This is a genomic window from Streptomyces sp. a15, assembly GCF_059026085.1.
In genome coordinates this window covers 84,906-109,664 of sequence record NZ_JBWLKM010000004.1, presented here as the reverse complement: position 1 = coordinate 109,664, position 24,759 = coordinate 84,906, and the positions used below count along the sequence as shown (strand labels likewise).

Here is a 24,759-nt window from a genome sequence, read left to right as displayed (position 1 = left end):
GCCAACCGACAGGCAGCCCAACCCGCCACTCCAGGACCATCCCAGCCCGCCGATCCGCGGACCCCGAGCCCCCCCAGTACGCGGACTCCGAGCCCCCAGCACGCGGGCGGCGAGGCCGTCAGCCCGCGGGCAATCGTGCCGCCCAGGGCGGCACGGGTGGGCGCGGGCGGCACCCCGCCACGCCGGGCTGCGCACCCCACCGCCCCAGCCACCGCACCGGCCAACCGCCCAACCGCCCTACGCCGCACCCCGCACCCCGCACCCCGACTAAGCGCACGCCCCACCCCCGACTGTGCCGGGGTTAACACCGCTCAACGACAGCGCACACCCCGCCCGCACCTCACCCGCCTTTGTCCCGAAACGCACCCCACCCCCCCTCCCTCATTGGCCCCGCAACGCCCCCGATACGACCATTCGCCCCCGTACGGCAGTTGGCGTAGACCCCGCAGTAACATGCCAATCCCGCACCCGAAACGCACTAGCGTGCGGTGCCGCAAGCAGGAGGCACCATGCGACCCCGACCCCCCGTCAACGGCAGAGGCATATTCACCGGCACCGGTCTCATCATCACCTGCCTGACCGCGACCCTCGTCGCGCTGATCTTCCCGATCTGGTCGAACGCCGACCGTTCCGGGACCGGCGTGGACGTGCTGAACGCCCAGACCGTGTCGACGAAGTACGGCCCGCTGTCCGGGCTCGACCGCGAGTTCGTCACGAAGGTCCGGCTGGCCGGCCTGTGGGAGCTGCCCGCGGGACAGCAGGCGCAGCAGAAGGGCACCACCCAGGCCGTGAAGACGGCGGGACAGCACCTCATCGAGGGGCACATGTTCCTGGACGAACGCGTGCGTGACGTCGCGTCCAAGCTCGGTCTCGCACTGCCCAACGAGCCCAACGAGCAGCAGAAGCAGTGGCTCCAGACGCTGACCGCGGCCCAGGGCGTGACCTACGACCGGGACTTCGCCAACATCCTGCGGCTGGCGCACGGCAAGGTGTTCTCGGTCGTCGCACAGGTGCGCGCCAGTACCCGCAACTCCCTGGTCCGGGCCCTCGCCGACGACGCGAACACGACCGTGCTGGACCACATCAAGGTCCTGGAGGCCACGGGTTACGTCGACTTCGACGCCCTCGCCCAGGACATGGCCGCCGGCTCCACTCCCCCGCTCACCAACTCCCCGGCCCCGCCCGCCCCGGCCGCCGACCCGAACCCGGCGATCCCCGTGACCCCAGCGACCCCGGTGACCCCGGCGGCATCCCCGAGCTATCCGCTCCCCCCGCCCGCCACCAGTCCGCCCTCCCCACCGGATCAGTGACCGCGATACCGACCGGAACGTCACATACCGGCAACTCCTGGTCCGGATCGTGAACAAGGCATGGCGCCGCCTGACCCCGTCGCATAGAAAATCCACATGTACTGGGTCCTTCTCCTGCTGCTGGCCTGGGCCGCCGCCGGCACGGCGTGTACGCGGCTGTGCCTGGCCGCCGTACGCGCGGCGGCCGTCGACGCGGACGCGGGCCGGGTACACGATCTGACGCTGTACGAGGCCGCGTTCCTGTCCGGCGGGCCCGGACGGGTCGCCGACCTGGCCCTCGTCTCCATGGCGCGCCAACGGCGGCTGCTGCTCGCCCACACCGGCTGGGCGACCGTGGTCGACCCGCGCGGCCGGGACGACCTGGAGCGGTCGGTGATAGGGGCTATCGGGCCGGAGGGGCAGTCTCTGATCGCGCCGGTACGGGCCACCGCCGCCGCCACGGACGCGGTGCGCGGCATCGCCGACCGGCTGGTCAGCGCGGGGCTCGCCGTGCCCGACGGGGCCCGGGCCGGGGTCGCGGCGGGTGTCCGTCAGGTGCAGCTCGCCGTGGTGGCCGTCGCCGCGCTGGGCGCCGCCGCGCTGCTGACGCCGGCCCAGTCGGACATGCCGCGGCACCTGGTCGCCCTCTGGTTCGGGCTCCCGCTCGCGCTCACCCTGAGCTGCCTCGCGATCGCACGGATCGAGGTCCACCCGTACTCGCGCTGGGCCTCCCCGGCCGGCCAGCGCCTCCTCGGCGCCCTCACCAGGCGACCCGGCGGGGGCGACCGTACGGATCTCACCTCCGTCGCCGTCCACGGCATCCGCGCGATCGGCGAACCGGACCTGCGCGCGGCCTTCGCCCACGGCGGCGAGCAGCCGCACCGGCGCGCAGCGCGATAGCGGTCAGCGGGCCCCGCAGGGGGCGCACGGAGGCATTGGGGCCGACACCGGACGGGCGGTGCTTGCCTTCGCCCACAACCGAACGAAATATCCCTTTTGTTGCTGCCGTGCACCGAAGGGATACGCGATGAGAGCCCCCGCCCTCTACTCGGCTGCCGGGTCCTTGCTCCTGACCACGCTCGCCGCCGCCCCGGCCGACAGCGCCCCGGCCGTGCCGGGCGCGGCCGAGGTGCGCGGTACCGCGGTGGCCGCGGCGCGTGCCCGGGCCGCGGGCATCGACTTCGGCGCCTGCCCCAAGGGGGAGGATCTGCCCGGCAGCGTGCAGTGCGGCACGGTGTCGGTCCCGCTCGACTACGCCCGTCCCGACGGCAAGCGGATCGAACTGACCGTCAGCCGGACCCAGGCCACCCACAAGGACCCGCACAACAGCAAGCGCCGGGTGCCCCGGCAGGGCGCCCTGGTCTACAACCCGGGCGGGCCGGGCGCCTCCGGTCTGTACTTCCCGCTGATCGGCGTACTCCCCGAGTGGAAGCGGCCGGCGGCGGCGTACGACCTCGTCGGCTACGCGCCGCGCGGGGTGGGCCGTTCCGCACCCCTGTCCTGCGAGGATCCCAAGCGGTTCTACAAGGCGCCCTCGCCGGCACCAACCCATCCCTCGGAGTCGTACAAGAGGGAGCGCATCGCGCGGGCGAAGGCGTACGCGCGCGGTTGTGCGCAGCGGGCCGGCAGCGCGCTGCGGCACTACACCTCCCTCAACAACGCCCGCGACCTGGACGTGCTGCGCGCCGCGCTGGGCGAGGAGAGACTGACGTTCATGGGCGCGTCGTACGGCACCTACTTCGGGGCGCTGTACGCGACGCTGTTCCCCTCGCACGTACGGCGGATGGTGTTCGACTCGGCGGTGAACCCGGACCCCGACCAGATCTGGTACCGCAACAACCTCGGCCAGTCGGCGGCGTTCGAGGGCCGCTGGGCGGACCTCAGGGAGTGGATCGCCCAGCACGACGACGTGTACGGGCTGGGCGACACGGCCCAGAAGGTGCTGCGCAGCTATGAGAAGGCGGCGGCGCGGCTGGCCGTGGAGCCGGCGGGCGGGAAGGTCGGGCCCGGGCAGTTGCAGGGGGCGTTCCTTACGGCCGGGTACTACGACGACTACTGGCCGCACCGCGCGCAGGCGCTGTCGGCGTATCTGAAGGGCGACCCGAAGCCGCTGATCCAGCAGGCCGGGCCGCATCCGGAGGCGGCGGCCGAGGCGGAGAACGCGCACGCGGTCTACACGGCCGTCGAGTGCAACGACGCGCCCTGGCCGACCGATTGGCGGGTGTGGGACCGGGACAACACCCGGCTCGCGCGCGTGGCGCCGTTCGAGACCTGGGACAACGTGTGGATGAACCTGCCGTGCGCGTACTGGCCGGCGCCCCGGCAGCAGCCCCTGGACGTGCGGACCGGTCCGGGTGAGCTGCCGCCCACGATGATCCTCGCCGGCGAGCGGGACGCGGCGACTCCGTACGACGGCGCCCTGGAGTTGCACCGGCGGCTGTCGGGCTCCGTGCTGGTGACCGAGCGGGACTCCGGCACGCACGGCATCGCCGGCGGGCCGAACCCCTGCGTCAACGGCCACGTGGACGCGTATCTGCTGGAGGGCCGGCTCCCGGTGCGGCGCGCGGCCTGCGCACCACGCCCGGAGCCGAGGCCCCGGCCGGCGGCCGACTCCCGGAAGACGCCGGCCGCCAGGGCCGCCGCACGCTGAGCGCCCGGCCTCGGCCGATCAGGCGAGGCCCGCGACCAGCTCGCCGATGTCCTTGCGGCGCCCCGTGTAGAAGGGGACCTCTTCGCGGACGTGCATCCGGGCCTCGGAGGCGCGCAGGTGGCGCATGAGGTCGACGATGCGGTACAGCTCGTCGGCCTCGAAGGCGAGGAGCCACTCGTAGTCGCCGAGGGAGAATGAGGCGACCGTGTTGGCGCGCACGTCCGGGAAGCCGCGGGCCATCTTGCCGTGGTCGGCGAGCATGCGGCGGCGGTCCTCGTCGGGCAGCAGGTACCAGTCGTAGGAGCGCACGAACGGGTAGACGCTGATGTAGTTGCGCGGCGTCTCGTCGGCGAGGAACGCCGGGATGTGCGAGCGGTTGAACTCGGCCGGGCGGTGCAGCGCCATGTTCGACCACACCGGCTCCAGCGCGCGGCCCAGCTTGGTGCGGCGGAAGAGGTTGTACGCCTCCTGGAGCTGGTCGGCGGTCTCCGCGTGCCACCAGATCATGAGGTCGGCGTCGGCGCGCAGGCCCGAGACGTCGTAGGTGCCGCGGACCGTCACGTCCTTCGCGGCGAGCTGGTCGAACAGCTCCTGAACCTCGTCGGCGTAGCCCGCGCGGTCCTCGGGGAGCACGTCCTTCAGCTTGAAGACAGACCAGAGGGTGTAGCGGATGACCTCGTTGAGGTCCTTGGCCAGCTTGCCCTTGTTCGGGATCCTGGCGGACTCGGTGGTGGGGGCGTCGTCACTCATGGCCTCATTCTCCCGCTCCTCCGTGCAGACTCTGCACCGGGTTGGCGGTGAGCTGCTCCATACCGCGCAGGTCACCCTGGATCTGGTCGACGGCCGCGTACGCGCTCGCGATGCACGCCGGGATGCCCACGCCGTCGTACACCGCGCCGCAGACCGCGAGGCCCGGCAGCTTGCCGACGTGCTCGCGGATGCGGGCCACGCGCGCGTGGTGGCCGACGGGGTACTGCGGCAGTCCGTCGTTCCATCGGGTGACGCGGGTCTCGACAGGGGTGGCGTCCAGGCCGGTGGCCTCGCGCAGGTCGTGCCGGGAGACGGCCACCAGGTCGGCGTCCTCGCGCTGGAGGATCTCCGTCTCGCCGTACCGCCCGACGGAGGTACGCAGAACGATCAGGTCCGGGTTCTCGTCCGCGATCCAGCCCCACTTCTGGGATGCGAACGTCGACGCCTTGATGGTGCGTCCGTCGACGGGCGGCACGAGAAAGCCGCTGCCCTCGGGGAGGGTGATGTCGGCGCGGCGGTAGGCGAGGGTGACCAGGGCCATGGAGGCGTACTCGACGGCGGTGAGCTCGGCGGCGGCCGCCGGGGCCTCGGTGCGCAGGAGCGTGCCGGCGGCCGGGGCGGGCACGGCGATGACGACGGCGTCCGCGTACAGCGCACGGTCACCGGCGAGGACCCGCCAGGTCGCGCGCGGCTGCGCCGCCGCGGGGAGCTGGGAGAGCGGGCCGTAGGAGGGGCGCGGTCCGGCCCCGTGGTCCACCGACTCGTCTCCCGCGCGCCCGGCATCGACCCCGCCGACCGCCGAGCCGCCGCGGCCGAAGGCACGCGGCTCGCCCGCGCCCTCCGCTCCCGGCGGCCCCACCCTGCGCAGCTCCTTCACCGGCATCCCGGTCAAGATCTCGCCCCCGCGCTCCCGCACCGACTCCGCGACAGCCGGCGGCAGGGTCCCCACCCCGCCCTCGATGCCCATGAACACCGGCCCGGTCTGCTGGTTGGCGGCGGCCTTGGACTGGATCTCGCGGACGGCCTCCGTCAACGAGTCGTGCGTGAGCGCGGCCTGGAAGAGCTGCGGGACGGCCGAGCGCATCGAGATGCGGTACGCGTCGCCCGCGTAGACCCCGCCGAGCAGCGGTTCCACGAGGCGGTCCACGACCTCGCGGCCCAGCCGCGCCGCCACGTACTCCCCGACCGCCACGTCCTCGCCGACCTCCGTGCGGGGCAGGTCGGCGTCGCGTTCGATGCGCGCGAGGCCCTCGTCGGACAGCACACCGGCGAGGGCGGCGGCGGTGCCGGGGACGCCCATGACGTGTCCCTTGGGCATGGGGCGCAGGGCGCCGCGGGTCCACAGGGAGGCGGTGGCGGTGGCGGGCGGCTGGAGGCGGTCGGCGAGGCCGATCTCGCGGGCGAGGGCGACCGCCTCGGGGCGGCGGGCGAGCATCGACTCGGCGCCGAGGTCGACGCGGGCGCCCGCGATCTCGCCGGGCAGCAGCTTGCCGCCGACCCGGTCGGACGCCTCCAGCACGGTCACGCGCGCGCCGCGTTGCAGCAGCCGGTGGGCGGCGGCCAGCCCCGCGATTCCGGCTCCGATGACGACGACATGCCCGCTGCCCGTACCCGTTGCGCTCATGTGCCCACTTTCTCAGACCCCACTGACACCGCCGCGGCGCCCCGGTGTCCTTCACGAGTCCCGACCGTGACCGCATCGGGACCGTTTCCCGCCAACGTCCGGGCGGGGTCCGGCGTCGAAGGAGCGTCACTCGTCACAACCTTCGGGGGTACGCCCACATGCGCACACGACGTTCCGTACGACCCGTCCAGACCCTGGCCGGGGTCCTGCTGGCCGCGGCCCTCGCGCTGACCGGCTGCAGCGGTGGTGCCGACAGCAGTGATTCCGGTGCCGGCACGGCCAAAGACGAGGCCGCCGCGCAGAGCGAGGCGAAGGAGGCCGCTCCCGGCGGCGCCGCGGACAGCGACAGCGGCAGCGGCGCCAAGGCGACCGCCCCGCCCAAGATCTCCACGAACCACATCATCCGTACCGCCTCCCTGACCGTGCAGGTCAAGGACGTGTCGAAGTCCCTCGCCGAGGCCCGCACCACCATCGAGAACGCGGGCGGCTACGTCGGCAACGAGACCACGTCCCGGGACGAGGAGGGCCACGAGCAGACGCATGTGGTGCTGCGCGTGCCGGTCGACGAGTACGAGGAGGTCCTCGCCGACCTGGAGGGCTCGGGCAAGCTCCTGGAGCGCACGGCGAAGGCGCAGGACGTCACCGATCAGGTCGTCGACGTGGGGAGCCGCATCACCTCGCAGCGCGCGAGCGTGGCGCGGATCCGCGAGCTGATGGACCAGGCGACCAAGCTGAGCGACGTGGTGACACTGGAGGGCGAGCTGAGCACCCGCCAGGCCGACCTGGAGTCGCTGCTGGCCCGGCAGGCGTCTTTGAAGGACCGCGCCGGCCTGGCGACCATCACCCTGAACCTGTCGGAGACGCCGGTGAAGGTGGCCCCGAAGGAGGACGAGGATCCCGGGGTCCTCGACGCGCTGACGGGCGGCTGGGACGCGCTCGTGACGATGCTGCGCTGGATCGTGGTGGCGATCGCCGCGGTGCTTCCGTTCGCGGCGGTCATCGTGCTGATCCTTCTCGTGTGGCTGCGTCTCGTACGGCCTCGCCTGCCGCGCCGGCCGGCCACCGCGACCGCATCCGCGACGATCGAACCGGGCCGGTCCGAGGAGAGCTGAGCGGGACTGAAATGCCCTGCCCCCGTAGCGTGTTCGCATGAGCATGAGCGGAGCGAGCCGTGGGACGGGCCGTAGGACGGGCCCTGGGGCCGAGCGTCTGGTGGTGATCGGCGGCGACGCCGCGGGCATGTCCGCGGCGTCGCAGGCCCGTCGTATGAAGGGCCCCGACGAGTTGGAGATCGTGGCGTTCGAGCGCGGCCACTTCGCGTCCTACTCGGCGTGCGGTATCCCGTACTGGGTGGGCGGCGACGTCACCGAGCGGGACCAGCTGATCGCGCGGACGCCCGAGGAGCACCGGGCCCGCGACATCGACCTGCGGATGCGCACCGAGGTCACGGAGATCGACGTCGGGCGGGGGCGGGTACGCGCGCGTGACGTCGATTCCGGGGCCGAGTCCTGGACGTCGTACGACAAGCTCGTGATCGCGACCGGCGCCCGCCCGGTCCGCCCGGACATGCCGGGGGCCGACGCCCCCGGGGTGCACGGCGTGCAGACCCTCGACGACGGGCAGGCGCTGCTGGACACGCTGGCACGCACGCGTGGCCGACGCGCGGTCGTCGTCGGCGCCGGCTACATCGGCGTCGAGATGGCCGAGGCGCTCATCAACCGCGGGTATGAGGTGACGGTCGTCAACCGCGGCAAGGAGCCCATGTCCACGCTCGACCCGGACATGGGCCGCCTGGTGCACGAGGCCATGGAGGGCCTGGGCATCACCATGGTCAACGACGCCGAGGTGACCAAGCTGCTCACGGGTGACGACGGCCGGGTGCGGGCGGTGGTCACGGACGACGCCGAGTACCCGGCGGACGTGGTGGTGCTCGGTATCGGCGTACGGCCCGAGACGGGGCTCGCGAAGGCCGCGGGGCTGCCTCTCGGCAACCACGGCGGGCTGCTGACCGACCTCGCGATGCGGGTGCGCGGGCAGCAGAACGTGTGGGCCGGCGGCGACTGCGTCGAGGTCCTGGACCTGGTGTCCGGCCAGGAGCGGCACATCGCGCTCGGCACCCACGCCAACAAGCACGGCCAGGTCATCGGCACCAACGCCGGAGGCGGCTACGCCACGTTCCCGGGCGTCGTCGGCACGGCGGTCAGCAAGGTCTGCGACCTGGAGATCGCCCGCACCGGCCTGCGCGAGAAGGACGCGCTCAGGGTGGGCCTGCAGTTCGAGTCGGTCACCATCGAGTCGACCAGCCGGGCGAGCTACTACCCCGATGCCTCCCCCATGACGGTGAAGATGCTCGCCGAGCGCCGCACGGGGCGGCTGCTCGGCGTGCAGATCGTGGGCCGGGAGGGCGCGGGCAAGCGCGTCGACATCGCCGCGGTGGCGCTGACGGCCGGCATGACGGTGGAACAGATGACGGCCCTGGACCTGGGCTACGCGCCGCCGTTCTCACCGGTGTGGGACCCCGTGCTGGTGGCCGCCCGCAAGGCAGCGGTGAAAGTGCGGGCCTCTTGAAGGGCTGCTGCTCGCCGGGCCGCTACGCCGATCCGTTGATCCGCTCGATGGCCTGCCGCGCCTGATCGGCCGGGGGCCGCGGCGGCAGCGACGAGACGGACGCGCTCGTGGGCATGGGCGTCGGCTGCTCGCCCGCGGGCTTCGCGTGGGAGGCCGCCGGCCGCGTGGACCGCAGCCGGTTGCTCACCGCCTCGTCCAGGGTCACGGGTCGCTGCATCTGGGAAGCCAGCCGTCCGGCCTCCTGGCCGAGCCTGGCCACGTCCTCCCACGGCAGGCGCAGCACCAAGGAGATCTCGGCCTCGCCGTCCGGCAGGGCGTGCATCGGAGGAGTAACTCGGTCGTTCATCGCCTGTTCCTCACGTCGTCCCCGCGAGCGCCTTCCCCGTGCCGCGGGCGGTTGAGGAGACATACGCACGCGCGGCGGACGGCGTTCACCGATTCACCGACCGCATCGGGGGCACTACTTCCTTGTGGTCATCCCCGTCCATGACGTGAACCCGGCGCGGCGCACCCCCGTGGTGACGTACGCGCTGATCGCCGCGAACGTCCTCGTGTTCCTGTCCATGCCCGGCCTCGCCGGTTCCGTGGCCGGGGACAGCAGCCTGGCCCAGCTGTGCCACCTCCAGGCGTTCCTGGACCACTACGCGGCCGTGCCACAGGAGTTGATTCACCATCAGCTGCCGCGCGTGGTACCGACGGGCGATGCCGCCGTGGGCCCGCAGGGCCCGGGCTGCGTGGTGGGCCCGCCGGGTTACGACAAGTCCCCCGAACTGTCGGTCCTGACGGCGATGTTCCTGCACGGCGGCTGGCTGCACCTGCTGGGCAACATGCTCTTCCTGCTGATCTTCGGCAACAACATCGAGGACCGCATGGGACACGTGCGGTTCGCGCTCTTCTACGTCGTCTGCGGCTACGCGGCGTCGTACGGCTTCGCGCTCCTCAACGCCGACTCGGCCGACCCCCTCATCGGTGCGTCGGGGGCGATCGCCGGGGTCCTGGGCGCCTACCTCGTGCTGTACCCCAAGGCCAGGGTCTGGGTCCTGGTCCCGTTCCTGGTCTTCCTGCCGCTGCGGCTGCCGGCGTGGCTGGTGCTGGGCTTCTGGTTCGTGCTGCAGGCGGTGTACTCGTCCGGCGAGGGCGTGTCCGACGCCGGGACGGTGGCGTACGCGGCGCACACCGTCGGCTTCCTCGCGGGCATGCTGCTCGCCTGGCCGCTCAAGCCGGGCACGCCCCCGCCACCGGAACCGCGCGGCCTGCTCTTCGGCAGGAAGGCACGACCCCGGCACACGTGGTGAGCGTGCTCTATCGAGCCGTCTGCGTGTGGACGTACTCGACCAGGCGGGTGAGCGCGTCCGGGTCGGTGGACGGCATGACGCCGTGCCCGAGGTTGAAGACATGGCCCTCAAGGCCGGCCGCCGCGTCCAGGACCTCGCGGGTCTTGGCCTCGACGGCCTCGGTGGAGGCGAACAGGACGGTCGGGTCGAGGTTGCCCTGGAGCGCCTTGCCGGGGCCGACGCGACGGGCGGCCTCGTCGAGCGGGACGCGCCAGTCGACGCCGACGACGTCCGCGCCGGCCTCGCCGATGAGCTTCAGCAGCTCACCGGTGCCGACACCGAAGTGGATGCGGGGCACGCCGTAGCCCTCGACGGCCCGGAAGACCTTGGCGGAGGCGGGCAGCACCGAGCGGCGGTAGTCGACCGGGGCGAGCGCGCCGGCCCACGAGTCGAAGAGCTGGACGGCGCTGACGCCCGCCTCGATCTGGACCTTGAGGAAGGCGGCCGTGATGTCGGCGAGGCGGTCGAGGAGGTCGGCCCACAGCTCCGGGTCGCCGTACATCATCGCCTTGGCGTTCTCGTACGTGCGGGACGGGCCGCCCTCGACGAGGTAGCTCGCGAGGGTGAAAGGCGCGCCCGCGAAGCCGATGAGGGGCGTCTCGCCGAGCTCGGCGGTCAGCAGGCCGATGGCCTCGGTGACGTACGAGACGTCCTCGGGGGTGAGGTCGCGCAGCTGGGCCAGGTCTGCGCGCGTGCGGATCGGCTTCTCGACGACCGGGCCGACGCCGGGCTTGATGTCGAGGTCGATGCCGATGGCCTTGAGCGGGACGACGATGTCGCTGTAGTAGATCGCCGCGTCCACGTTGTGCCGACGCACCGGCTGGAGCGTGATCTCGGCCACCAGCTCGGGCCGCGTGCAGGACTCGAGCATGGGGATGCCCTCGCGCACCTTGAGGTACTCGGGCAGCGAGCGGCCGGCCTGCCGCATGAACCACACGGGCGTGTGCGGCACGGGCTCACGGCGGCACGCCTTCATGAAGGCGGACTCGTACGTGGTGGCTGTCTGCTGCGGCGTCGCGGGGCTCTCGTTGGCACTCACGGGGCAAGTCTCGCACGGGGCCCGGCCCGGCCCGGACGGCAACCCCGACACCGGGCAACAGGGTGTCCTCCCTGCACGAAGCCCCCGTTCCCTTTAATCTTCCCCGCATGGCTGCGGCTCAGGGACGACTGTCGGACGGCGCTGACGGAATGGACGACGCGAAGGAGGAGGACCTGCATACGGGCGGCACGGATCCGCTGCCCTTCCGGGCGGCTGTCGACGCGCTCAGGGCCGCGCGGCTGCGGCCGCAGGTCGAGATCGAGCCGACGCGCGCGCCGCAGCGGCTCGCGCCCTACGCGTACGCGCTGGAGGCGGCGGTCGTCGACGGCGACCAGGACCTGGCCGACGGCCGGCTGGTGCTGCTGCACGACCCGGCCGGGCACGACGCCTGGCGGGGCACCTTCCGGCTGGTGACGCTGGTGCGGGCGGAGCTGGAGCCGGAGATGGCGGCCGATCCGCTGTTGCCCGAGGTGTGCTGGTCGTGGCTCACCGGTGCGCTCACGGCGCGCGGCCTGGCGTTCGGCGAGCCGAGCGGCACGGTCACCCGCGCGAGCTCCCACTACTTCGGCGGCCTGTCCGAACGGCCGGCCGCCTCCCAGATCGAGATCCGCGCCTCCTGGACGCCCCGCGAGGGCCTGGGCGGCGTTCCGGACACCGCGGCCCACCTGGCCTCCTGGTGCGACCTGCTCGCCCAGATCGCCGGCCTGCCGCCGGCCGGGCCGGGCGACGCGTCGGTGGTCACGCTGCCGCAGCGCCGCGGCCCGCAGTCGCGCTGAACGACCCACCTCTCTTTGTCGATACGGCCACTTTCGGCCGTGTATTGACGCAGACCGAAACCGTTCGGTCTTCGAATGATCGATCGCGTGTCCGAATTGCACGGATTGTTACTCACCAGATCGTGATCATTCTCTAAAGGCGGACGGGTTTGGTGCCGAAGACGTCTGTGACCTTGAAAGCACGGTTCGTCCCGGCTTCATCCCCACAAGCCGGCCCCGTCCCCCACCCCAGGAGGCCTGGTGTCCGTTCTCCTCGAGCAGCCCGCAAGCCTGGTCGCCTACCGCCCGAACAAGCCGACCGCCATGGTGGTCGTGGCCGACCCCCGCGTCCGCTCCACCGTCACCCGCCACCTGTGGGCGCTCGGTGTGCGCGACGTCATCGAGGCCTCGTCCGTCGCGGAGGCTCGTCCCCGCATCGGCAACCCCCGCGACATCTGTGTCGCCGACGTCCATCTGCCCGACGGCTCCGGCCTCACCCTCCTGTCGGAGACCCGCGCCGCGGGCTGGCCCAACGGCCTCGCCCTCTCCGCCGCCGACGACATCGGCGCCGTACGCAACGCCCTGGCCGGCGGCGTGAAGGGCTACGTCGTCACCGGCACCCGCACCAACGTCGGGCTCCCCACCCGGCCGGGTGCCGCCCCCATCGGAGCCGCCGCCCGTATGCACCGCCGCCCCCCGGGTGCCCCGAGTCACCCGGGTGGCTACCGCGAACTGTCCGGCCGTGAGGTCGAGGTACTGCGACTGGTCGCGGAGGGCCAGTCCAACAAGGCGATCGGCGTCTCGATGGGCCTGTCGGCCCTGACCGTCAAGAGCCACCTCGCCCGCATCGCCCGCAAGCTCGGCACCGGAGACCGCGCCGGCATGGTCGCCGTGGCCCTGCGGACCGGCATCATCCACTGACCCCGCCCTGCACACACGTGAAGGGGATCGGCCGCTGATCCCCAGCCACGTACCCCCTCCCCCGTCGTGAACCGGATCTTTCACCGAGCTGACTGGTTTACGACCCTCAGGCGCCCGTCGACGGAACGTTCCGTCGGCGGGCGCTGTCCATACACAGATACCCTTGACATGTGACCGACGCCCAAGACACCGCAGCAGACAGCACACTGCGAACCACCGGAGGCGCCCCTCCGGACGACGGCGGATCTTCTGCTACGGAGGCGCCGAACCCTGATACCGGCCCCGACACGGGCCCCGAACCGATCCCTTTGCTCGAGCCGCGCGAAGGGATCCCGCCGGTCATCGCCGACGCGGACGCGCTCGCCGAGGTGATCGCCGCCTTCGCCGCCGGCTCCGGCCCGGTGGCCGTGGACGCCGAGCGGGCGTCCGGCTACCGCTACGGCCAGCGCGCCTACCTCGTACAGCTGCGCCGCGAGGGCGCGGGCACCGCGCTGATCGACCCGGTGGCCTGCCCCGACCTCTCCGGCCTCGGCGAGGCCCTGGCCGGCGTCGAGTGGGTGCTGCACGCGGCCACCCAGGACCTGCCGTGTCTGCGCGAAATAGGCATGGTCCCCACGCAGCTGTTCGACACCGAGCTGGCCGGCCGGATCGCCGGGTTCCCCCGGGTGGGCCTCGGCGCCATGGTCGAGGGCGTCCTCGGCTTCGTCCTGGAGAAGGGCCACTCGGCCGTCGACTGGTCCACCCGCCCGCTGCCCGAGCCGTGGCTGCGCTACGCCGCCCTGGACGTGGAGCTCCTCGTCGATCTGCGGGACGCGCTGGAGAAGGATCTCGACCGGCAGGGCAAGCTGGAGTGGGCCCGCGAGGAGTTCGACGCGATCGCCTCGGCGCCGCCGCCGGAGCCCCGCAAGGATCCGTGGCGACGCACGTCCGGCATGCACAAGGTGCGCCGGCGGCGGCAGCTGGCCGTCGTACGGGAGCTGTGGCAGACCCGGGACCGCATCGCGCAGCGGCGGGACGTGTCGCCGGGCAAGGTGCTGTCCGACGCGGCCATCGTGGAGGCCGCGCTCTCCCTTCCGGTCGACGCGCAGGCGCTCGCCGCGTTGAACGGGTTCGGGCACCGGATGGGGCGGCGGCAGCTGGAGCAGTGGCAGGCGGCGGTGGACCGGGCGAAGGCGCTCACGGACGCCCAGTTGCCGCAGCCGGGGCAGGCGGTGACCGGGCCTCCGCCGCCGCGGGCCTGGGCCGACAAGGATCCGGCCGCCGCGGCTCGGTTGTCCGCGGCGCGTGCGGCGGTGTCCGCGCTGGCCGAGGCGCTCAGCATGCCGCAGGAGAATCTGATCGCACCGGATACGGTTCGGCGGGTGTGCTGGGAGCCGCCGGCGGAGGTGAGCGCCGAGTCCGTGGGGGCCACGCTTGCGGGGTTCGGGGCGCGGCCTTGGCAGGTTGAGCAGGTTACGCCGGTGCTGGTGGCTGCGCTGTCCGCCTAGCCGCCGTAGGTGGCTTCTGACGTACGGCGGCCAACGGTTCGTTGTGGCTGGTCGCGCCCACGCGGCGGAGCCGCACATTGATACAGCCCCGCGCCCCTGACAGACACCTCACCTGGTCGCTCCTCGCATGAAGCCGTTGTAGATGAACCGCTGCAACGACAGGAACACGATCAGCGTCGGCAGGATCACCAGGACCGCTCCCGCCGATATCACCTCCCAGTGGGCGCCGTAGGGGCCGCGGAAGCGGAACAGGGACGTCGAGATCACGCCAAGATCTTCGGAGGGCATGTAGAGGAAGGGGATGTAGAAGTCGTTGTAGACGGTGATGCCCTTCACGATGACGACCGTCGCGATCGCGGGCCTGAGCAGCGGGAAGATGATCTTCCGGTAGATCGTGAAGGCGTTGGCGCCCTCGAGGCGGGCCGATTCGTCGAGGGAGATCGGGATGGACCGTACGAACTGCAGGAAGATGTAGATCGAGACGATGTCCGTGCCCATGTAGAGCGCGATCGGCGCCCACAGGGAGTCGAACATCCCGAAGCTGTTGACGATCTGGAAGGTCGCCACCTGGGTGGTCACCCCGGGGACCAGCGCGGCCACCAGGAAGAGCGCGACCACCAGCTTCTTGAAGCGGAAGGTGAAGCGGTCGATGGCGTAGGCGGTCATCGAGCCGATGAGGACGGTGCCTCCGATGGCGACGACCAGGATGATCGCCGTGTTGGTGAACGCCGTGAGCATGCGGCCGTCCTGGAACGCCGTCACGTAGTTGTCGACGTTGAAGAGGCTGTCGGGGAGCGAGAGCGCGCCGCTGCCGCCCGCCAACTCCTTCGAGGACTTGAGGGAGGTCAGCAGGACCACGCCGAGCGGGAGCAGGACGAGGATCGTCGCGGCGATCAGCGAGAGGTACACGAGCGTGCGGGCCACGGTCCGGCGTGTCATGCGAGGTCCACCTTGTCGTCCGGGACGAGGCGGCGCTGCACCCAGGTCACCAGCAGGATGATCAGCAGCAGCACGACCGCGGCGGCCGAGGCGAGCCCCGTCTTGTTGAAGCGGAAGGCCAGGTTCAGCGTCTGGATCACGAAGGTCTCGGTGCCGGTCGCCCCGCCGGTCATGATGTACGGGACCTCGAAGACCGACAGCGAGCCGGAGATGGACAGGATCACCGTCAGAGTGAGGACCGGCTTGATGCCGGGCGCGATGATGTAGCGGAACTGGTGCCAGCGGTTCGCGCCGTCCAGTTCGGCCGCCTCGTACAGCTCCCCGGGGATGGACTGGATCGCGCCGAGGAAGAGCACGAAGTTCAGGCCCAGGTAGCGCCAGATCGAGACCCCGGCGAGGGACGTGTTGGCGGAGACCGGTGTGCCCAGCCAGGCGTGGTCCGTGTGGACGCCGAAGAGGGACAGGACCGCGTCGAGGGTGCCGCCGTCCTGGAAGAAGTAGAGGAAGACGAAGCCGATCGCGACCCCGTTGATCAGGTACGGGAAGAAGAGCACGCCCTTGAAGAAGTTCCGGAAGCGGATGTTGAAGCTGAGGATCGTCGCGAAGTAGAGCGCGGCGACGATCTGGACGGCGGAGGCGGCGAGGTAGTAGCCGCTGACGAAGAAGACCCGGAAGAGGTCCTCCCTGGTGAAGATCTCCGTGTAGTTCTCGAAGCCCGTGTAGTGCAGCTCGGGGCTCACGCCGTCCCAGTCGGTGAAGCTGTACGCCAGCATGTTGGCGATCGGCGCGTAGGTGAAGATGATCAGCAGGGCGAGCGGGGCGATCAGGAACAGCCAGGGCGTCACTCCGCGCCATACGCGCGTCCTGCGTGGTGCGGGGGCCGGGGCGGGGGCGGCGGGCGCCGCCCCCGTGGCGGCCTTCACGGCCGCCTTCTGGGTGGTGTCCGTCATCAGGACCCCAGCGTCTGCTGCGTCTGGGTCCAGCGCGTGCTGAGGTCGGCGAAGAAGTCGTCCAGGCTGCCCTTCTTCGCGCCGCGGGCGAGGTCGACGAGGTTCTGGCGGTACTCGGGGGCGTAGATGCCGACCTCGGACTGGTTGTCGATCTGCTTGACCTTGGCTCCCGCGCTGTCGTCCAGCTCGATGAGCTTCACGCCCTCGTCCTCGTACGGCTTCAGCACCTCGGGCAGCGGTGCGTTCTTGAGGGGCGAGATGGCCAGGTTGTCCTTGTCGTAGCCGGACTTGTCGGTGAACCAGTCGATCCAGGCGCGGGCGGCCGGCTTGTTCTTGGAGTGGACGTTGACGGCCTGGTTGTAGTCGGGCGCCATCACCGCGCAGAACGTGCCGTCCACCTTGGCCGGGAAGGGCATGAACCCGATGTCGTCGGGGCTGGCCCCGGCCTGCCGGGCGGCGTCCTGGAACTGGATGATCGCCCAGGTGCCGAGCCACTGGGTGGCGAGCTCGCCCTTCGCCAACCGGGGCTTGGACTCCTCCCAGTTGGTGGTCGTCGGGTCCTTCTCGATCAGGCTCTCGTGCACGGTGTCGTACAGGAGCTGGTCGCCGACGCGCAGGTCGGCGCCCTCGGCCCACGGGTCGCCCTCGGCGAGCTTCGTGGACGCCTGGGGGTCGCAGTTGACCGAGCCGTTGACCTGCGTCCACTGGGACAGGGGCCACTGGGCGGCGAAGTTGGTGTAGTACGGCACCGCGTCCGTCTTGGACTTGATCGCCTTGAGGTCGGTGAGGAACTCGGCCGGGGTGGCGGGCCAGTCGGTGACGCCGGCCTCCTGCCAGACCCGCTTGTTGTAGAGGAAGCCGGGGATCACGCCGATCGGGCTCTGGCCGTAGACCTTGCCGTCGACGGTGGTGTAGTCGGTGAACAGGTACTTCTTGCTGCGCTCCGCCTCGGTGCCCAGCGAGGCGAAGAACCTCGGGTAGTCGTCCTTCTTGATGACCGCGGGGATCAGCAGCACATCGCCGTAGTTCTCCGTGTTCATACGGATCTTGACTTCGGTCTCGTAGTTCGTGAGGGCCTCGAACTCGACCTTGACCTTCGGGTACGTCTTGTTGAACTCGGCGGCGTATTTCTTCATCGTGCCGTCGGAGACGAGATCGGTGCGCTGGGTGAGGACCTTGATGGTCCCGCTGACCTTCGACGGGTCGTCGGGTGCCTTGGCGTCGGCGCCCTTCGAGGTGCCTCCGGTGCCGGTGCAGCCGGGGACCAGCAGGGCGGCTGCCACGGCGATGGCGAGGATGTGACGGCGGTTCATGTGCATCAGCTCCGTTCTAGGGACGTTCCAGGGACGGACGAGCACGTACGGATTGCTGGGTTGGCTGATTCGGCACTCTGACAGCGCTTTCTGAACCGGTAAAGTCCCTATTTCGCCAAGGCTGCAAACATGGGACCGCGTACACGGCTGAAACGGTTTAGGAGCGCGCATGCTGGAGGCCACACCGCTCACCGAGGGCTGGATCCTGCGCCACGAGGGCTCCGCGTTGCCGGCCTCGGTGCCGGGCTGTGTGCACACCGACCTGCTGGCGGCGGGGGTGATCCCGGATCCCTTTCTCGGGCGCGACGAGGTCGAGGTGGCCTGGGTGGGGCGGCGCGAGTGGACGTACGAGACGCAGCTCGCGGCGACGAACGGGCACGAGCAGACCGACCTCGTCTTCGACGGTCTCGACACCGCGGCCGAGATCCGCCTCGACGGCAGGCTCCTGGGCCGCACGAGGAACATGCACCGCTCGTACCGCTTCGACGTGACCGGGCTCGGCGGGCGTCTTTCGGTGCGGTTCGGCTCCGCGTACGCCGAGGCGGAGGCGGTGCGCGGGACGCTGGGCGAGCGGCCCGCCGCGTACGCCGAGCCGTATCAGTACATCCGCAAGATGGCCTGCTCCTTCGGCTGGGACTGGGGGCCGGCCCTGGTCACGGCCGGGATCTGGCGGCCGGTCCGGCTGGAGCGCTGGTCGACGGCCCGGGTGGCCCGGGTGCGGCCGCTGGTGACCGTCGAGGACGGCCGGGGGCGGGTCGAGCTGCACGTGGACGTCGAGCGCTCCCGGGTCGAGGCCGAGCTGTCCGTGGAGGCCACGGTCGGCGGCGTGCGGGCGCGTGCCCGGATCGACGGGACGCGGGGGGTCGTACGACTGGACGTGCCGGACGTGCGGTTGTGGTGGCCACGCGGGTATGGCGAACAGCCTTTGTACGACGTCGAGTTGACGCTTGTGCACGAGGACCGCGCGCTGGACGGGTGGCGGCGCCGGATCGGCTTCCGGACCGTCGAGCTGGACCGGCGGCCCGACGCGCACGGCAGCGGGTTCACCTTCGTCGTCAACGGCGAGCGGCTCTTCGCGCGCGGCGTGAACTGGATTCCGGACGACGTGTTCCCGTCCCGGATCGGCCGGGACCGGTACCGGGAGCGGCTGCGGCAGGCGGCCGACGCCGGTGTGGACCTCGTGCGGGTGTGGGGCGGGGGGATCTACGAGAGCGAGGAATTCTACGACGCCTGCGACGAGTTCGGGCTGCTGGTCTGGCAGGACTTCCCCTTCGCGTGCGCCGCCTACCCGGAGGAGCAGCCGCTGCGGGGCGAGGTCGAGGCGGAGGCGCGCGAGAACGTCGTACGGCTGATGCCGCATCCCTCGCTGGTGCTGTGGAACGGCAACAACGAGAACCTGTGGGGGTTCCGGGACTGGGGCTGGGAGGAGCGGCTGGCCGGGGACTCCTGGGGCGAGGGGTACTACCTGGGCGTACTGCCGCGCGTGGTGGCCGAGTTGGATCCGACCCGGCCGTATACGGCGGGCAGCCCCTGGTCGGGATCGTGGGACCGGCATCCGAACGATCCGGCGCACGGTACGCATCACTCGTGGGAGGTGTGGAACCGGGAGGACTACGCGGAGTACCGCGCGAACGTGCCCCGGTTCGTCGCCGAGTTCGGCTGGCAGGGGCCGCCCGCGTACGCCACGCTGCGGCGGGCGCTGCCGGGCGAGGAGCTCGCGTCCGACTCCCCCGGCATGCTGCACCACCAGAAGGCGGACGACGGCAACGGCAAGCTGGAGCGGGGCCTGGCGCGCCATTTCGCCGTGCCCGAGGGCGACTTCGACCGCTGGCACTACCTGATGCAGGTCAATCAGGCGCGGGCGGTCGCCGCCGGGATCGAGCACTGGCGCTCGCACTGGCCGGTGTGCGCGGGAACGGTCGTGTGGCAGCTCAACGACTGCTGGCCGGTGACCTCGTGGGCGGCGATCGACGGGGACGGGCGGGAGAAGCCGCTGTACCACGAGCTGCGGCGGGTGTACGCGGACCGGCTGCTCACGCTTCAAGTGCGCGGCTCTTCAGTGGTGTTGGCCGCCGTGAACCAGTCGGCGGAGGAATGGTCCGGTGCGCTGACGCTGCGTCGGATGTCCGTCGAGGGTGGCGTGATCGGGTCGTCCCGCGTTCGGTTCACCGCCGGGAGACGGTCCGTCGCCGACATCGGCGTCCCGCGCGAGCTGGAGCCCGTCGGGCCCAAGGAGTTCCTCGTCGCGGACGCATGGGGGTCCCCCCGCTCGAGCGAAGTCGAGAGTGGGGGAGGGCTGCGTGCCCTGTACTTCCCGGTGCCGGACCACGAAGTGCCGTATCCGCGCCCGGAGTTCGAGGTGGAGATCGTGCCGGGCGGGATCGAGGTGACGGCCGGCACCCTCGTACGGGATCTGCTGTTGCAGGCCGACCGGCTGGAGCCGGCGGCGCGGGCCGAGCGGGGACTGGTCACGCTGCTGCCCGGCGAACGGGTCACCATCGGGGTGCGCGGCTGGCAGACTCCGGATGCCGAGAAGGCACGTTCAGCCCTGTACTGCATGGAGACCGGCCGATGACGGCAACGCCGACCCCCCGCATCACCATCAAGGAGGTCGCCGCGCGCGCCGGCGTGTCCAAGGGTGCCGTGTCGCTCGCCTTCAACCAGAAGCCGGGGCTGTCGGAGGCGACCCGGGACCGGATCTTCCGGGCCGCGCGGGAGCTGGGGTGGGCGCCGAGCCCGACCGCTCGGACACTGGCCGGATCGCGGGTGGACGTGGTGGGGCTGGCGATCTGCCGGCCGGCCCGGCTGCTCGGGCTCGAACCCTTCTACATGGAGTTCGTCTCGGGGGTGGAGAGTGTTCTGACCGAGCACTCCTGCTCGCTGCTGCTGAGGCTCGTACGGAGTCTGGAGGAGGAGGTCGGGCTGCAGGAGTCCTGGTGGCGGGGGCGGCAGATCGGCGGGTCGATCCTCGTGGACTTCCGCGCGGACGATCCCCGGGTGGCGACGGTCGAGCGGCTCGGGATGCCGGTGGTCGCGGTCGGGCATCCGTCGCTGACGGGCAGCCTCACCTCCGTGTGGACCGAGGACGCCACCGCGGTGACGGAGGCGGTGCGCTATCTCGCCGCGCTCGGGCACCGGCGGATCGCCCGGGTGGGGGGTGCGGCGGCCCTCGGGCACACCTCCATGCGGACCGCCGCCTTCGACGAGGCGGCCCGCGCCCTGGAACTGGCCGGGGCCTGGCAGGTGGCCACGGACTACTCCGGCGAGGCGGGGGCGCGGGCGACACGGTCGCTGCTGACGGCGGCGGCCCCCGACCGGCCGACGGCCATCGTGTACGACAACGACATCATGGCGGTGGCCGGGCTGGCGGTGGCGGCGGAGATGGGGCTGAGCGTGCCGGACGACGTGTCCCTGCTCGCCTGGGACGACTCCCAGCTGTGCCGGATCACGCATCCGCCCCTCTCCGCGATGAGCCACGACGTGCACGGATTCGGCGCGGAGGCGGCGCGGACGCTGTTCGGGGTGATCACGGGAGACGGGCCCGGGTCGCATCAGGTGCCGACTCCGGTGCTGACTCCGCGGGGATCCACGGCTCCGCCGAAGGTGTGACCTTCACCGCTTGGGGCGGGGGGACTGGGCAGCCTGGTTACCCACAAGTAGCATGGGTTCTGAGCGCGCGCTCAGCGCATCGCAGCAGTAGAGCCGTCCCGCATTCTGGAGGAGAGCCATCGTGCCTCGTACCGTCAGGGACGTCGTCTTCGTAGACGGCGTCCGTACCCCGTTCGGCAAGGCGGGCCCGAAGGGCATCTACCACGAGACCCGTGCCGACGACCTCGTCGTGAAGGCGATCCGGGAGCTGCTGCGGCGCAACCCCGGTCTCGACCCGAAGAAGATCGACGAGGTCGCCATCGCCGCGACCACGCAGATCGGCGACCAGGGCCTGACCCTCGGCCGCACCGCGGGCATCCTCGCCTGTCTCCCCCAGTCGGTCCCCGGCTACTCCATCGACCGCATGTGCGCCGGTGCGCTGACCGCCGTGACCTCGGTCGCGGGCAGTGTCGCCTTCGGCGCGTACGACGTCGCCGTCGCCGGTGGTGTCGAGCACATGGGCCGCCACCCCATGGGCGAGGGCGTGGACCCGAACCCGCGGTTCGTCAGCGAGAAGCTGGTCGACGAGTCCGCCCTGTTCATGGGCATGACCGCCGAGAACCTGCACGACCGCTACCCGCACATCACCAAGCTGCGCGCCGACGAGTACGCGGTGCGCTCACAGGAGAAGGCCGCCAAGGCGTACGCCAACGGCAAGATCCAGGCCGACCTGGTGCCGATCTCCGTACGCCGGACGAACCCGGAGGCCGGTGAGACGGGCTGGGGCCTGGTCACCGCCGACGAGCCGATGCGCCCGGGCACCACGCTGGAGAACCTGGCCGGTCTGAAGACGCCGTTCCGTGTGCACGGCCGGGTCACCGCCGGCAACGCGGCCGGTCTGAACGACGGTGCGACCGCCTCCCTCATCGCGAGCGAGGACTTCGCCCGCGAGAACAACCTGCCGGTCAAGATGCGCCTGGTCTCGTACGCCTTCGCGGGCGTCGAGCCCGAGGTCATGGGCTACGGCCCGATCCCGGCCACCGAGAAGGCCCTCGCCAAGGCGGGCCTGGCCATCGAGGACATCAACCTCTTCGAGATCAACGAGGCCTTCGCCGTCCAGGTCCTGGCCTTCCTCGACCACTACGGCATCGCGGACGACGACGCGCGCGTCAACCAGTACGGCGGCGCGATCGCCTACGGTCACCCGCTGGCCTCCTCCGGCGTCCGGCTGATGACGCAGCTGGCCCGCCAGTTCGAGGAGCAGCCGGAGGTCCGTTACGGCCTCACCACCATGTGCGTCGGCTTCGGCATGGGCGCCACGGTCATCTGGGAGAACCCGCACCACAAGGACGCCGGAGGCGACAAGTGAGCACCGCTGAACTCCTGAAGGGCGCGGCCGAGCTGTTCCCCGACGAGGTCGTGACGTCCGCGCACGTACGCCACCTCGACCTGCCGTTCGGTGCGGGCCGTTTCGCGCTCATCACCCTTGACAACGGCCTGGACCACACCAAGCCGACCACCTTCGGCCCGGCCTCGCTGGCGAACCTCAACACCGCCGTCGACCAGGTCGAGAAGGAGGCCGCGGCCGGCGAGATCGTCGGTGTCGGCATCACCGGCAAGCCGTTCATCTTCGCGGTCGGCGCGGACCTCAAGGGCGTCGAGCTCCTGAAGAACCACGACGACGCGCTCGCCATCGGCAAGGGCGGTCACGAGGTCTTCAAGCGGCTGTCGGCCCTCGCCGTGCCGACCTTCGCGTACTACAACGGCGCGGCCATGGGCGGCGGCGTCGAGGTCGGCCTGCACTGCAAGTACCGCACGGTGTCGAAGGCGATCGCCGCCTTCTCGCTCCCCGAGGTCTTCCTCGGTCTGGTCCCGGGCTGGGGCGGCTGCACCCTGCTGCCGAACCTGATCGGTGCCGACAAGGCCGTCTCGGTGATCATCGAGAACTCGCTCAACCAGAACAAGCAGCTCAAGGGTCAGCAGGTCTTCGACCTCGGTATCGCCGACGCGATCTTCGAGGGCGCCGACTTCCTGGAGCAGTCGCTGCTCTGGACGGCCAACGTCCTCAAGGGCGACGTCGAGGTCGAGCGTCCGGTGATCGACCGCGGCGAGGCCTGGGACCAGGCCGTCGCCAAGGGCCGGTTCATCGCGGACAGCAAGGTGCACGGGGCGGCTCCGGCCGCCTACCGCGCCCTCGACATCATCGCCGCCGCCAAGAACGGCGACCTCCAGCAGGGCTACGACGCCGAGGACAAGGCGCTCGCCGACCTGATCATGGGCGGCGAACTGCGCGCCGGTATCTACGCGTTCAACCTCGTCCAGAAGCGCGCCAAGCGCCCGGCGGGTGCGCCGGACAAGAACCTGGCGCGTCCGGTGACGAAGGTGGGCGTCGTGGGCGCGGGCCTCATGGCCTCGCAGCTCGCGCTGCTGTTCCTGCGCCGCCTGGAGGTGCCGGTCGTGCTGACCGACATCGACCAGGAGCGCGTCGACAAGGGTGTGGGCTACGTCCACGCCGAGATCGACAAGCTGCTCGGCAAGGGCCGTATCAACCAGGACAAGGCCAACCGCCTCAAGGCGCTGGTGACCGGTGTGCTGGACAAGGCCGAGGGCTTCTCCGACGCGGACTTCATCATCGAGGCCGTGTTCGAGGAGATCGGGGTCAAGCAGCAGGTGTTCGCGGAGGTCGAGGCGGTCGCCCCGGCGCATGCGGTCCTCGCCACCAACACCTCCTCGCTGTCGGTCACCGAGATGGCCTCGAAGCTGAAGAACCCCGAGCGGGTCGTGGGCTTCCACTTCTTCAACCCGGTCGCGATTCTCCCGCTGCTGGAGATCGTCCGCGGCGAGCAGACCGACGACGCCTCCCTCGCCACCGCGTTCGGTGTCGCCAAGAAGCTGAAGAAGACCGCGGTTCTGGTGAAGGACGCCCCGGCGTTCGTCGTGAACCGCATCCTCACCCGCTTCATGGGCGAGATCCAGAACGTCATCGACGAGGGCACGTCGGTCGAGGTCGCCGAGAAGGCCGTCGAGCCGCTCGGTTTGCCGATGTCGCCGCTGGTGCTCCTGGAGCTGGTCGGTCCCGCGATCGGTCTGCACGTGTCCGAGACCCTCAACCGGGCCTTCCCGGACCGCTTCACGGTCTCCCCGAACCTCGCTGCCGTCGTCAAGGCGGGCAAGCGCGGCTTCTATGTGTACGACTCCGGGAAGCCGGAGCTCGACCCGGAGGTCGCCGCGCTGCTCAAGCAGGGCGATGTGGTCCTGACGGAGGAGCAGGTCCGTGACCGCGTCCTGGACGCGGTGGCGCAGGAGATCGGGCTCATGCTCGACGAGGGCGTCGTCGCCGAGGCCCAGGACATCGACCTCTGCCTGATCACGGGCGCCGGCTGGCCCTTCCACCTGGGCGGCATCACGCCGTACCTGGACCGCGAGGGTGTCTCCGAGCGCGTGACCGGGAAGCGGTTCCTGACTCCGGGCGTGGCGTCGGTTCCGGCGTGACAGCGTCTGTGTGAAGTGCCTGTGTGAAGAGGGCCTCCGCCTTTGGCGGAGGCCCTCTTG

The 24,759-nt window shown here is 71.2% G+C and carries 20 protein-coding genes; 13 read left to right on the top strand and 7 right to left on the bottom strand.

Features of this window, described 5'->3' with window-relative positions:
- Window positions 1–509: 509 nt before the first annotated feature.
- From AC5P09_RS06450 to AC5P09_RS06440, 3 genes are all read left to right on the top strand, one after another.
- Window positions 510–1,310 carry a DUF4142 domain-containing protein gene (locus AC5P09_RS06450; RefSeq protein ID WP_493872860.1) on the top strand — a complete coding sequence of 267 codons (801 nt, stop codon included), beginning with the start codon at window positions 510–512 and terminating at the stop codon, window positions 1,308–1,310.
- 96 nt (window positions 1,311–1,406) lie between these two features.
- Window positions 1,407–2,189 (top strand): TIGR04222 domain-containing membrane protein, encoded by a 783-nt coding sequence (locus AC5P09_RS06445; RefSeq protein WP_493872859.1) that lies wholly within the window; start codon window positions 1,407–1,409, stop codon window positions 2,187–2,189.
- Between the two features lie 127 nt (window positions 2,190–2,316).
- Window positions 2,317–3,939, top strand: a complete 1,623-nt coding sequence (locus AC5P09_RS06440) for an alpha/beta hydrolase (RefSeq protein ID WP_493872858.1) — start codon at window positions 2,317–2,319, stop codon at window positions 3,937–3,939.
- A gap of 18 nt (window positions 3,940–3,957) precedes the next feature.
- Here the strand turns inward: AC5P09_RS06440 and hemQ are convergent, their stop codons facing one another.
- Window positions 3,958–4,689 carry a hydrogen peroxide-dependent heme synthase gene (gene hemQ / locus AC5P09_RS06435; protein WP_493872857.1) on the bottom strand — a complete coding sequence of 244 codons (732 nt, stop codon included), beginning with the start codon at window positions 4,687–4,689 and terminating at the stop codon, window positions 3,958–3,960.
- A gap of 4 nt (window positions 4,690–4,693) precedes the next feature.
- On the bottom strand, window positions 4,694–6,313 hold the full coding sequence (hemG, locus tag AC5P09_RS06430; RefSeq protein ID WP_493872856.1) for a protoporphyrinogen oxidase: 1,620 nt from the start codon (window positions 6,311–6,313) through the stop codon (window positions 4,694–4,696).
- Window positions 6,314–6,471: 158 nt separating this feature from the next.
- Here hemG and AC5P09_RS06425 point away from each other — a divergent pair, with 158 nt between their 5' ends.
- Both AC5P09_RS06425 and AC5P09_RS06420 read left to right on the top strand, forming a co-directional pair.
- On the top strand, window positions 6,472–7,425 hold the full coding sequence (locus AC5P09_RS06425; RefSeq protein ID WP_493872855.1) for a DUF4349 domain-containing protein: 954 nt from the start codon (window positions 6,472–6,474) through the stop codon (window positions 7,423–7,425).
- A gap of 37 nt (window positions 7,426–7,462) precedes the next feature.
- The gene (locus AC5P09_RS06420) at window positions 7,463–8,881 is read left to right on the top strand and encodes an FAD-dependent oxidoreductase (RefSeq protein WP_493872854.1); all 1,419 of its coding nucleotides are present in this window, start codon (window positions 7,463–7,465) and stop codon (window positions 8,879–8,881) included.
- A 22-nt stretch (window positions 8,882–8,903) separates the two neighbouring features.
- Here the strand turns inward: AC5P09_RS06420 and AC5P09_RS06415 are convergent, their stop codons facing one another.
- Window positions 8,904–9,227: a hypothetical protein gene (locus AC5P09_RS06415; protein WP_493872853.1), complete on the bottom strand. Its 324-nt coding sequence runs from the start codon at window positions 9,225–9,227 to the stop codon at window positions 8,904–8,906.
- Window positions 9,228–9,351: 124 nt separating this feature from the next.
- Here AC5P09_RS06415 and AC5P09_RS06410 point away from each other — a divergent pair, with 124 nt between their 5' ends.
- Complete coding sequence (locus tag AC5P09_RS06410) at window positions 9,352–10,176, top strand: rhomboid family intramembrane serine protease (RefSeq protein ID WP_493872852.1); 825 nt, start codon at window positions 9,352–9,354, stop codon at window positions 10,174–10,176.
- Window positions 10,177–10,183: 7 nt separating this feature from the next.
- Here AC5P09_RS06410 and hemE read toward each other — a convergent pair whose 3' ends face one another.
- Window positions 10,184–11,254, bottom strand: coding sequence for a uroporphyrinogen decarboxylase (gene hemE / locus AC5P09_RS06405; protein ID WP_493872851.1), 1,071 nt, complete (start codon window positions 11,252–11,254; stop codon window positions 10,184–10,186).
- Window positions 11,255–11,361: 107 nt separating this feature from the next.
- On the opposite strand from hemE, the gene AC5P09_RS06400 reads away from it, so the two are divergent.
- From AC5P09_RS06400 to AC5P09_RS06390, 3 genes are all read left to right on the top strand, one after another.
- Complete coding sequence (locus AC5P09_RS06400; RefSeq protein WP_493872850.1) at window positions 11,362–12,030, top strand: DUF3000 domain-containing protein; 669 nt, start codon at window positions 11,362–11,364, stop codon at window positions 12,028–12,030.
- Window positions 12,031–12,270: 240 nt separating this feature from the next.
- Window positions 12,271–12,930 (top strand): LuxR C-terminal-related transcriptional regulator, encoded by a 660-nt coding sequence (locus tag AC5P09_RS06395; protein ID WP_255975513.1) that lies wholly within the window; start codon window positions 12,271–12,273, stop codon window positions 12,928–12,930.
- Window positions 12,931–13,100: 170 nt separating this feature from the next.
- On the top strand, window positions 13,101–14,417 hold the full coding sequence (locus AC5P09_RS06390; protein WP_493872849.1) for an HRDC domain-containing protein: 1,317 nt from the start codon (window positions 13,101–13,103) through the stop codon (window positions 14,415–14,417).
- A gap of 108 nt (window positions 14,418–14,525) precedes the next feature.
- Here the strand turns inward: AC5P09_RS06390 and AC5P09_RS06385 are convergent, their stop codons facing one another.
- The 3 genes from AC5P09_RS06385 to AC5P09_RS06375 are packed head-to-tail and all read right to left on the bottom strand — an operon-like array spanning window position 14,526 to window position 17,619.
- A complete protein-coding gene (locus AC5P09_RS06385) occupies window positions 14,526–15,356 on the bottom strand; it encodes a carbohydrate ABC transporter permease (RefSeq protein WP_493872848.1) in 831 nt (276 codons plus the stop codon).
- Complete coding sequence (locus AC5P09_RS06380; RefSeq protein ID WP_493872847.1) at window positions 15,353–16,306, bottom strand: carbohydrate ABC transporter permease; 954 nt, start codon at window positions 16,304–16,306, stop codon at window positions 15,353–15,355. Before AC5P09_RS06380 ends, AC5P09_RS06385 begins: the two co-directional genes overlap by 4 nt.
- On the bottom strand, window positions 16,306–17,619 hold the full coding sequence (locus AC5P09_RS06375) for an ABC transporter substrate-binding protein (protein ID WP_493872846.1): 1,314 nt from the start codon (window positions 17,617–17,619) through the stop codon (window positions 16,306–16,308). The genes AC5P09_RS06380 and AC5P09_RS06375 overlap by 1 nt, the downstream gene beginning before the upstream one ends.
- 169 nt (window positions 17,620–17,788) lie before the next feature.
- Between AC5P09_RS06375 and AC5P09_RS06370 the strand changes: the two genes are divergently transcribed.
- The 4 genes from AC5P09_RS06370 to AC5P09_RS06355 all read left to right on the top strand — a co-directional run bounded on the left by AC5P09_RS06370 (window position 17,789) and on the right by AC5P09_RS06355 (window position 24,699).
- Window positions 17,789–20,194 carry a glycoside hydrolase family 2 protein gene (locus tag AC5P09_RS06370; RefSeq protein WP_493872845.1) on the top strand — a complete coding sequence of 802 codons (2,406 nt, stop codon included), beginning with the start codon at window positions 17,789–17,791 and terminating at the stop codon, window positions 20,192–20,194.
- Window positions 20,191–21,228 carry a LacI family DNA-binding transcriptional regulator gene (locus AC5P09_RS06365; protein WP_493872844.1) on the top strand — a complete coding sequence of 346 codons (1,038 nt, stop codon included), beginning with the start codon at window positions 20,191–20,193 and terminating at the stop codon, window positions 21,226–21,228. The genes AC5P09_RS06370 and AC5P09_RS06365 overlap by 4 nt, the downstream gene beginning before the upstream one ends.
- 121 nt (window positions 21,229–21,349) lie before the next feature.
- Entirely contained in the window at window positions 21,350–22,576 is a 1,227-nt protein-coding gene (locus tag AC5P09_RS06360; RefSeq protein WP_493872843.1) for a thiolase family protein, read from the top strand.
- A complete protein-coding gene (locus AC5P09_RS06355; RefSeq protein ID WP_493872842.1) occupies window positions 22,573–24,699 on the top strand; it encodes a 3-hydroxyacyl-CoA dehydrogenase NAD-binding domain-containing protein in 2,127 nt (708 codons plus the stop codon). Before AC5P09_RS06360 ends, AC5P09_RS06355 begins: the two co-directional genes overlap by 4 nt.
- Window positions 24,700–24,759: the final 60 nt, after the last annotated feature.

Bases quoted from the DNA above. Each gene is read 5' to 3' on its own strand.
- AC5P09_RS06385 (WP_493872848.1), bottom strand. From the start codon at position 15,356: ATGACACGCCGGACCGTGGCCCGCACGCTCGTGTACCTCTCGCTGATC.
- AC5P09_RS06445 (WP_493872859.1), top strand. From the start codon at position 1,407: ATGTACTGGGTCCTTCTCCTGCTGCTGGCCTGGGCCGCCGCCGGCACG.
- AC5P09_RS06450 (WP_493872860.1), top strand. From the start codon at position 510: ATGCGACCCCGACCCCCCGTCAACGGCAGAGGCATATTCACCGGCACC.
- AC5P09_RS06370 (WP_493872845.1), top strand. From the start codon at position 17,789: ATGCTGGAGGCCACACCGCTCACCGAGGGCTGGATCCTGCGCCACGAG.
- AC5P09_RS06400 (WP_493872850.1), top strand. From the start codon at position 11,362: ATGGCTGCGGCTCAGGGACGACTGTCGGACGGCGCTGACGGAATGGAC.
- AC5P09_RS06365 (WP_493872844.1), top strand. From the start codon at position 20,191: ATGACGGCAACGCCGACCCCCCGCATCACCATCAAGGAGGTCGCCGCG.
- AC5P09_RS06425 (WP_493872855.1), top strand. From the start codon at position 6,472: ATGCGCACACGACGTTCCGTACGACCCGTCCAGACCCTGGCCGGGGTC.
- hemQ (WP_493872857.1), bottom strand. From the start codon at position 4,689: ATGAGTGACGACGCCCCCACCACCGAGTCCGCCAGGATCCCGAACAAG.
- AC5P09_RS06440 (WP_493872858.1), top strand. From the start codon at position 2,317: ATGAGAGCCCCCGCCCTCTACTCGGCTGCCGGGTCCTTGCTCCTGACC.
- AC5P09_RS06415 (WP_493872853.1), bottom strand. From the start codon at position 9,227: ATGAACGACCGAGTTACTCCTCCGATGCACGCCCTGCCGGACGGCGAG.
- AC5P09_RS06375 (WP_493872846.1), bottom strand. From the start codon at position 17,619: ATGAACCGCCGTCACATCCTCGCCATCGCCGTGGCAGCCGCCCTGCTG.
- AC5P09_RS06380 (WP_493872847.1), bottom strand. From the start codon at position 16,306: ATGACGGACACCACCCAGAAGGCGGCCGTGAAGGCCGCCACGGGGGCG.
- hemG (WP_493872856.1), bottom strand. From the start codon at position 6,313: ATGAGCGCAACGGGTACGGGCAGCGGGCATGTCGTCGTCATCGGAGCC.
- AC5P09_RS06420 (WP_493872854.1), top strand. From the start codon at position 7,463: ATGAGCATGAGCGGAGCGAGCCGTGGGACGGGCCGTAGGACGGGCCCT.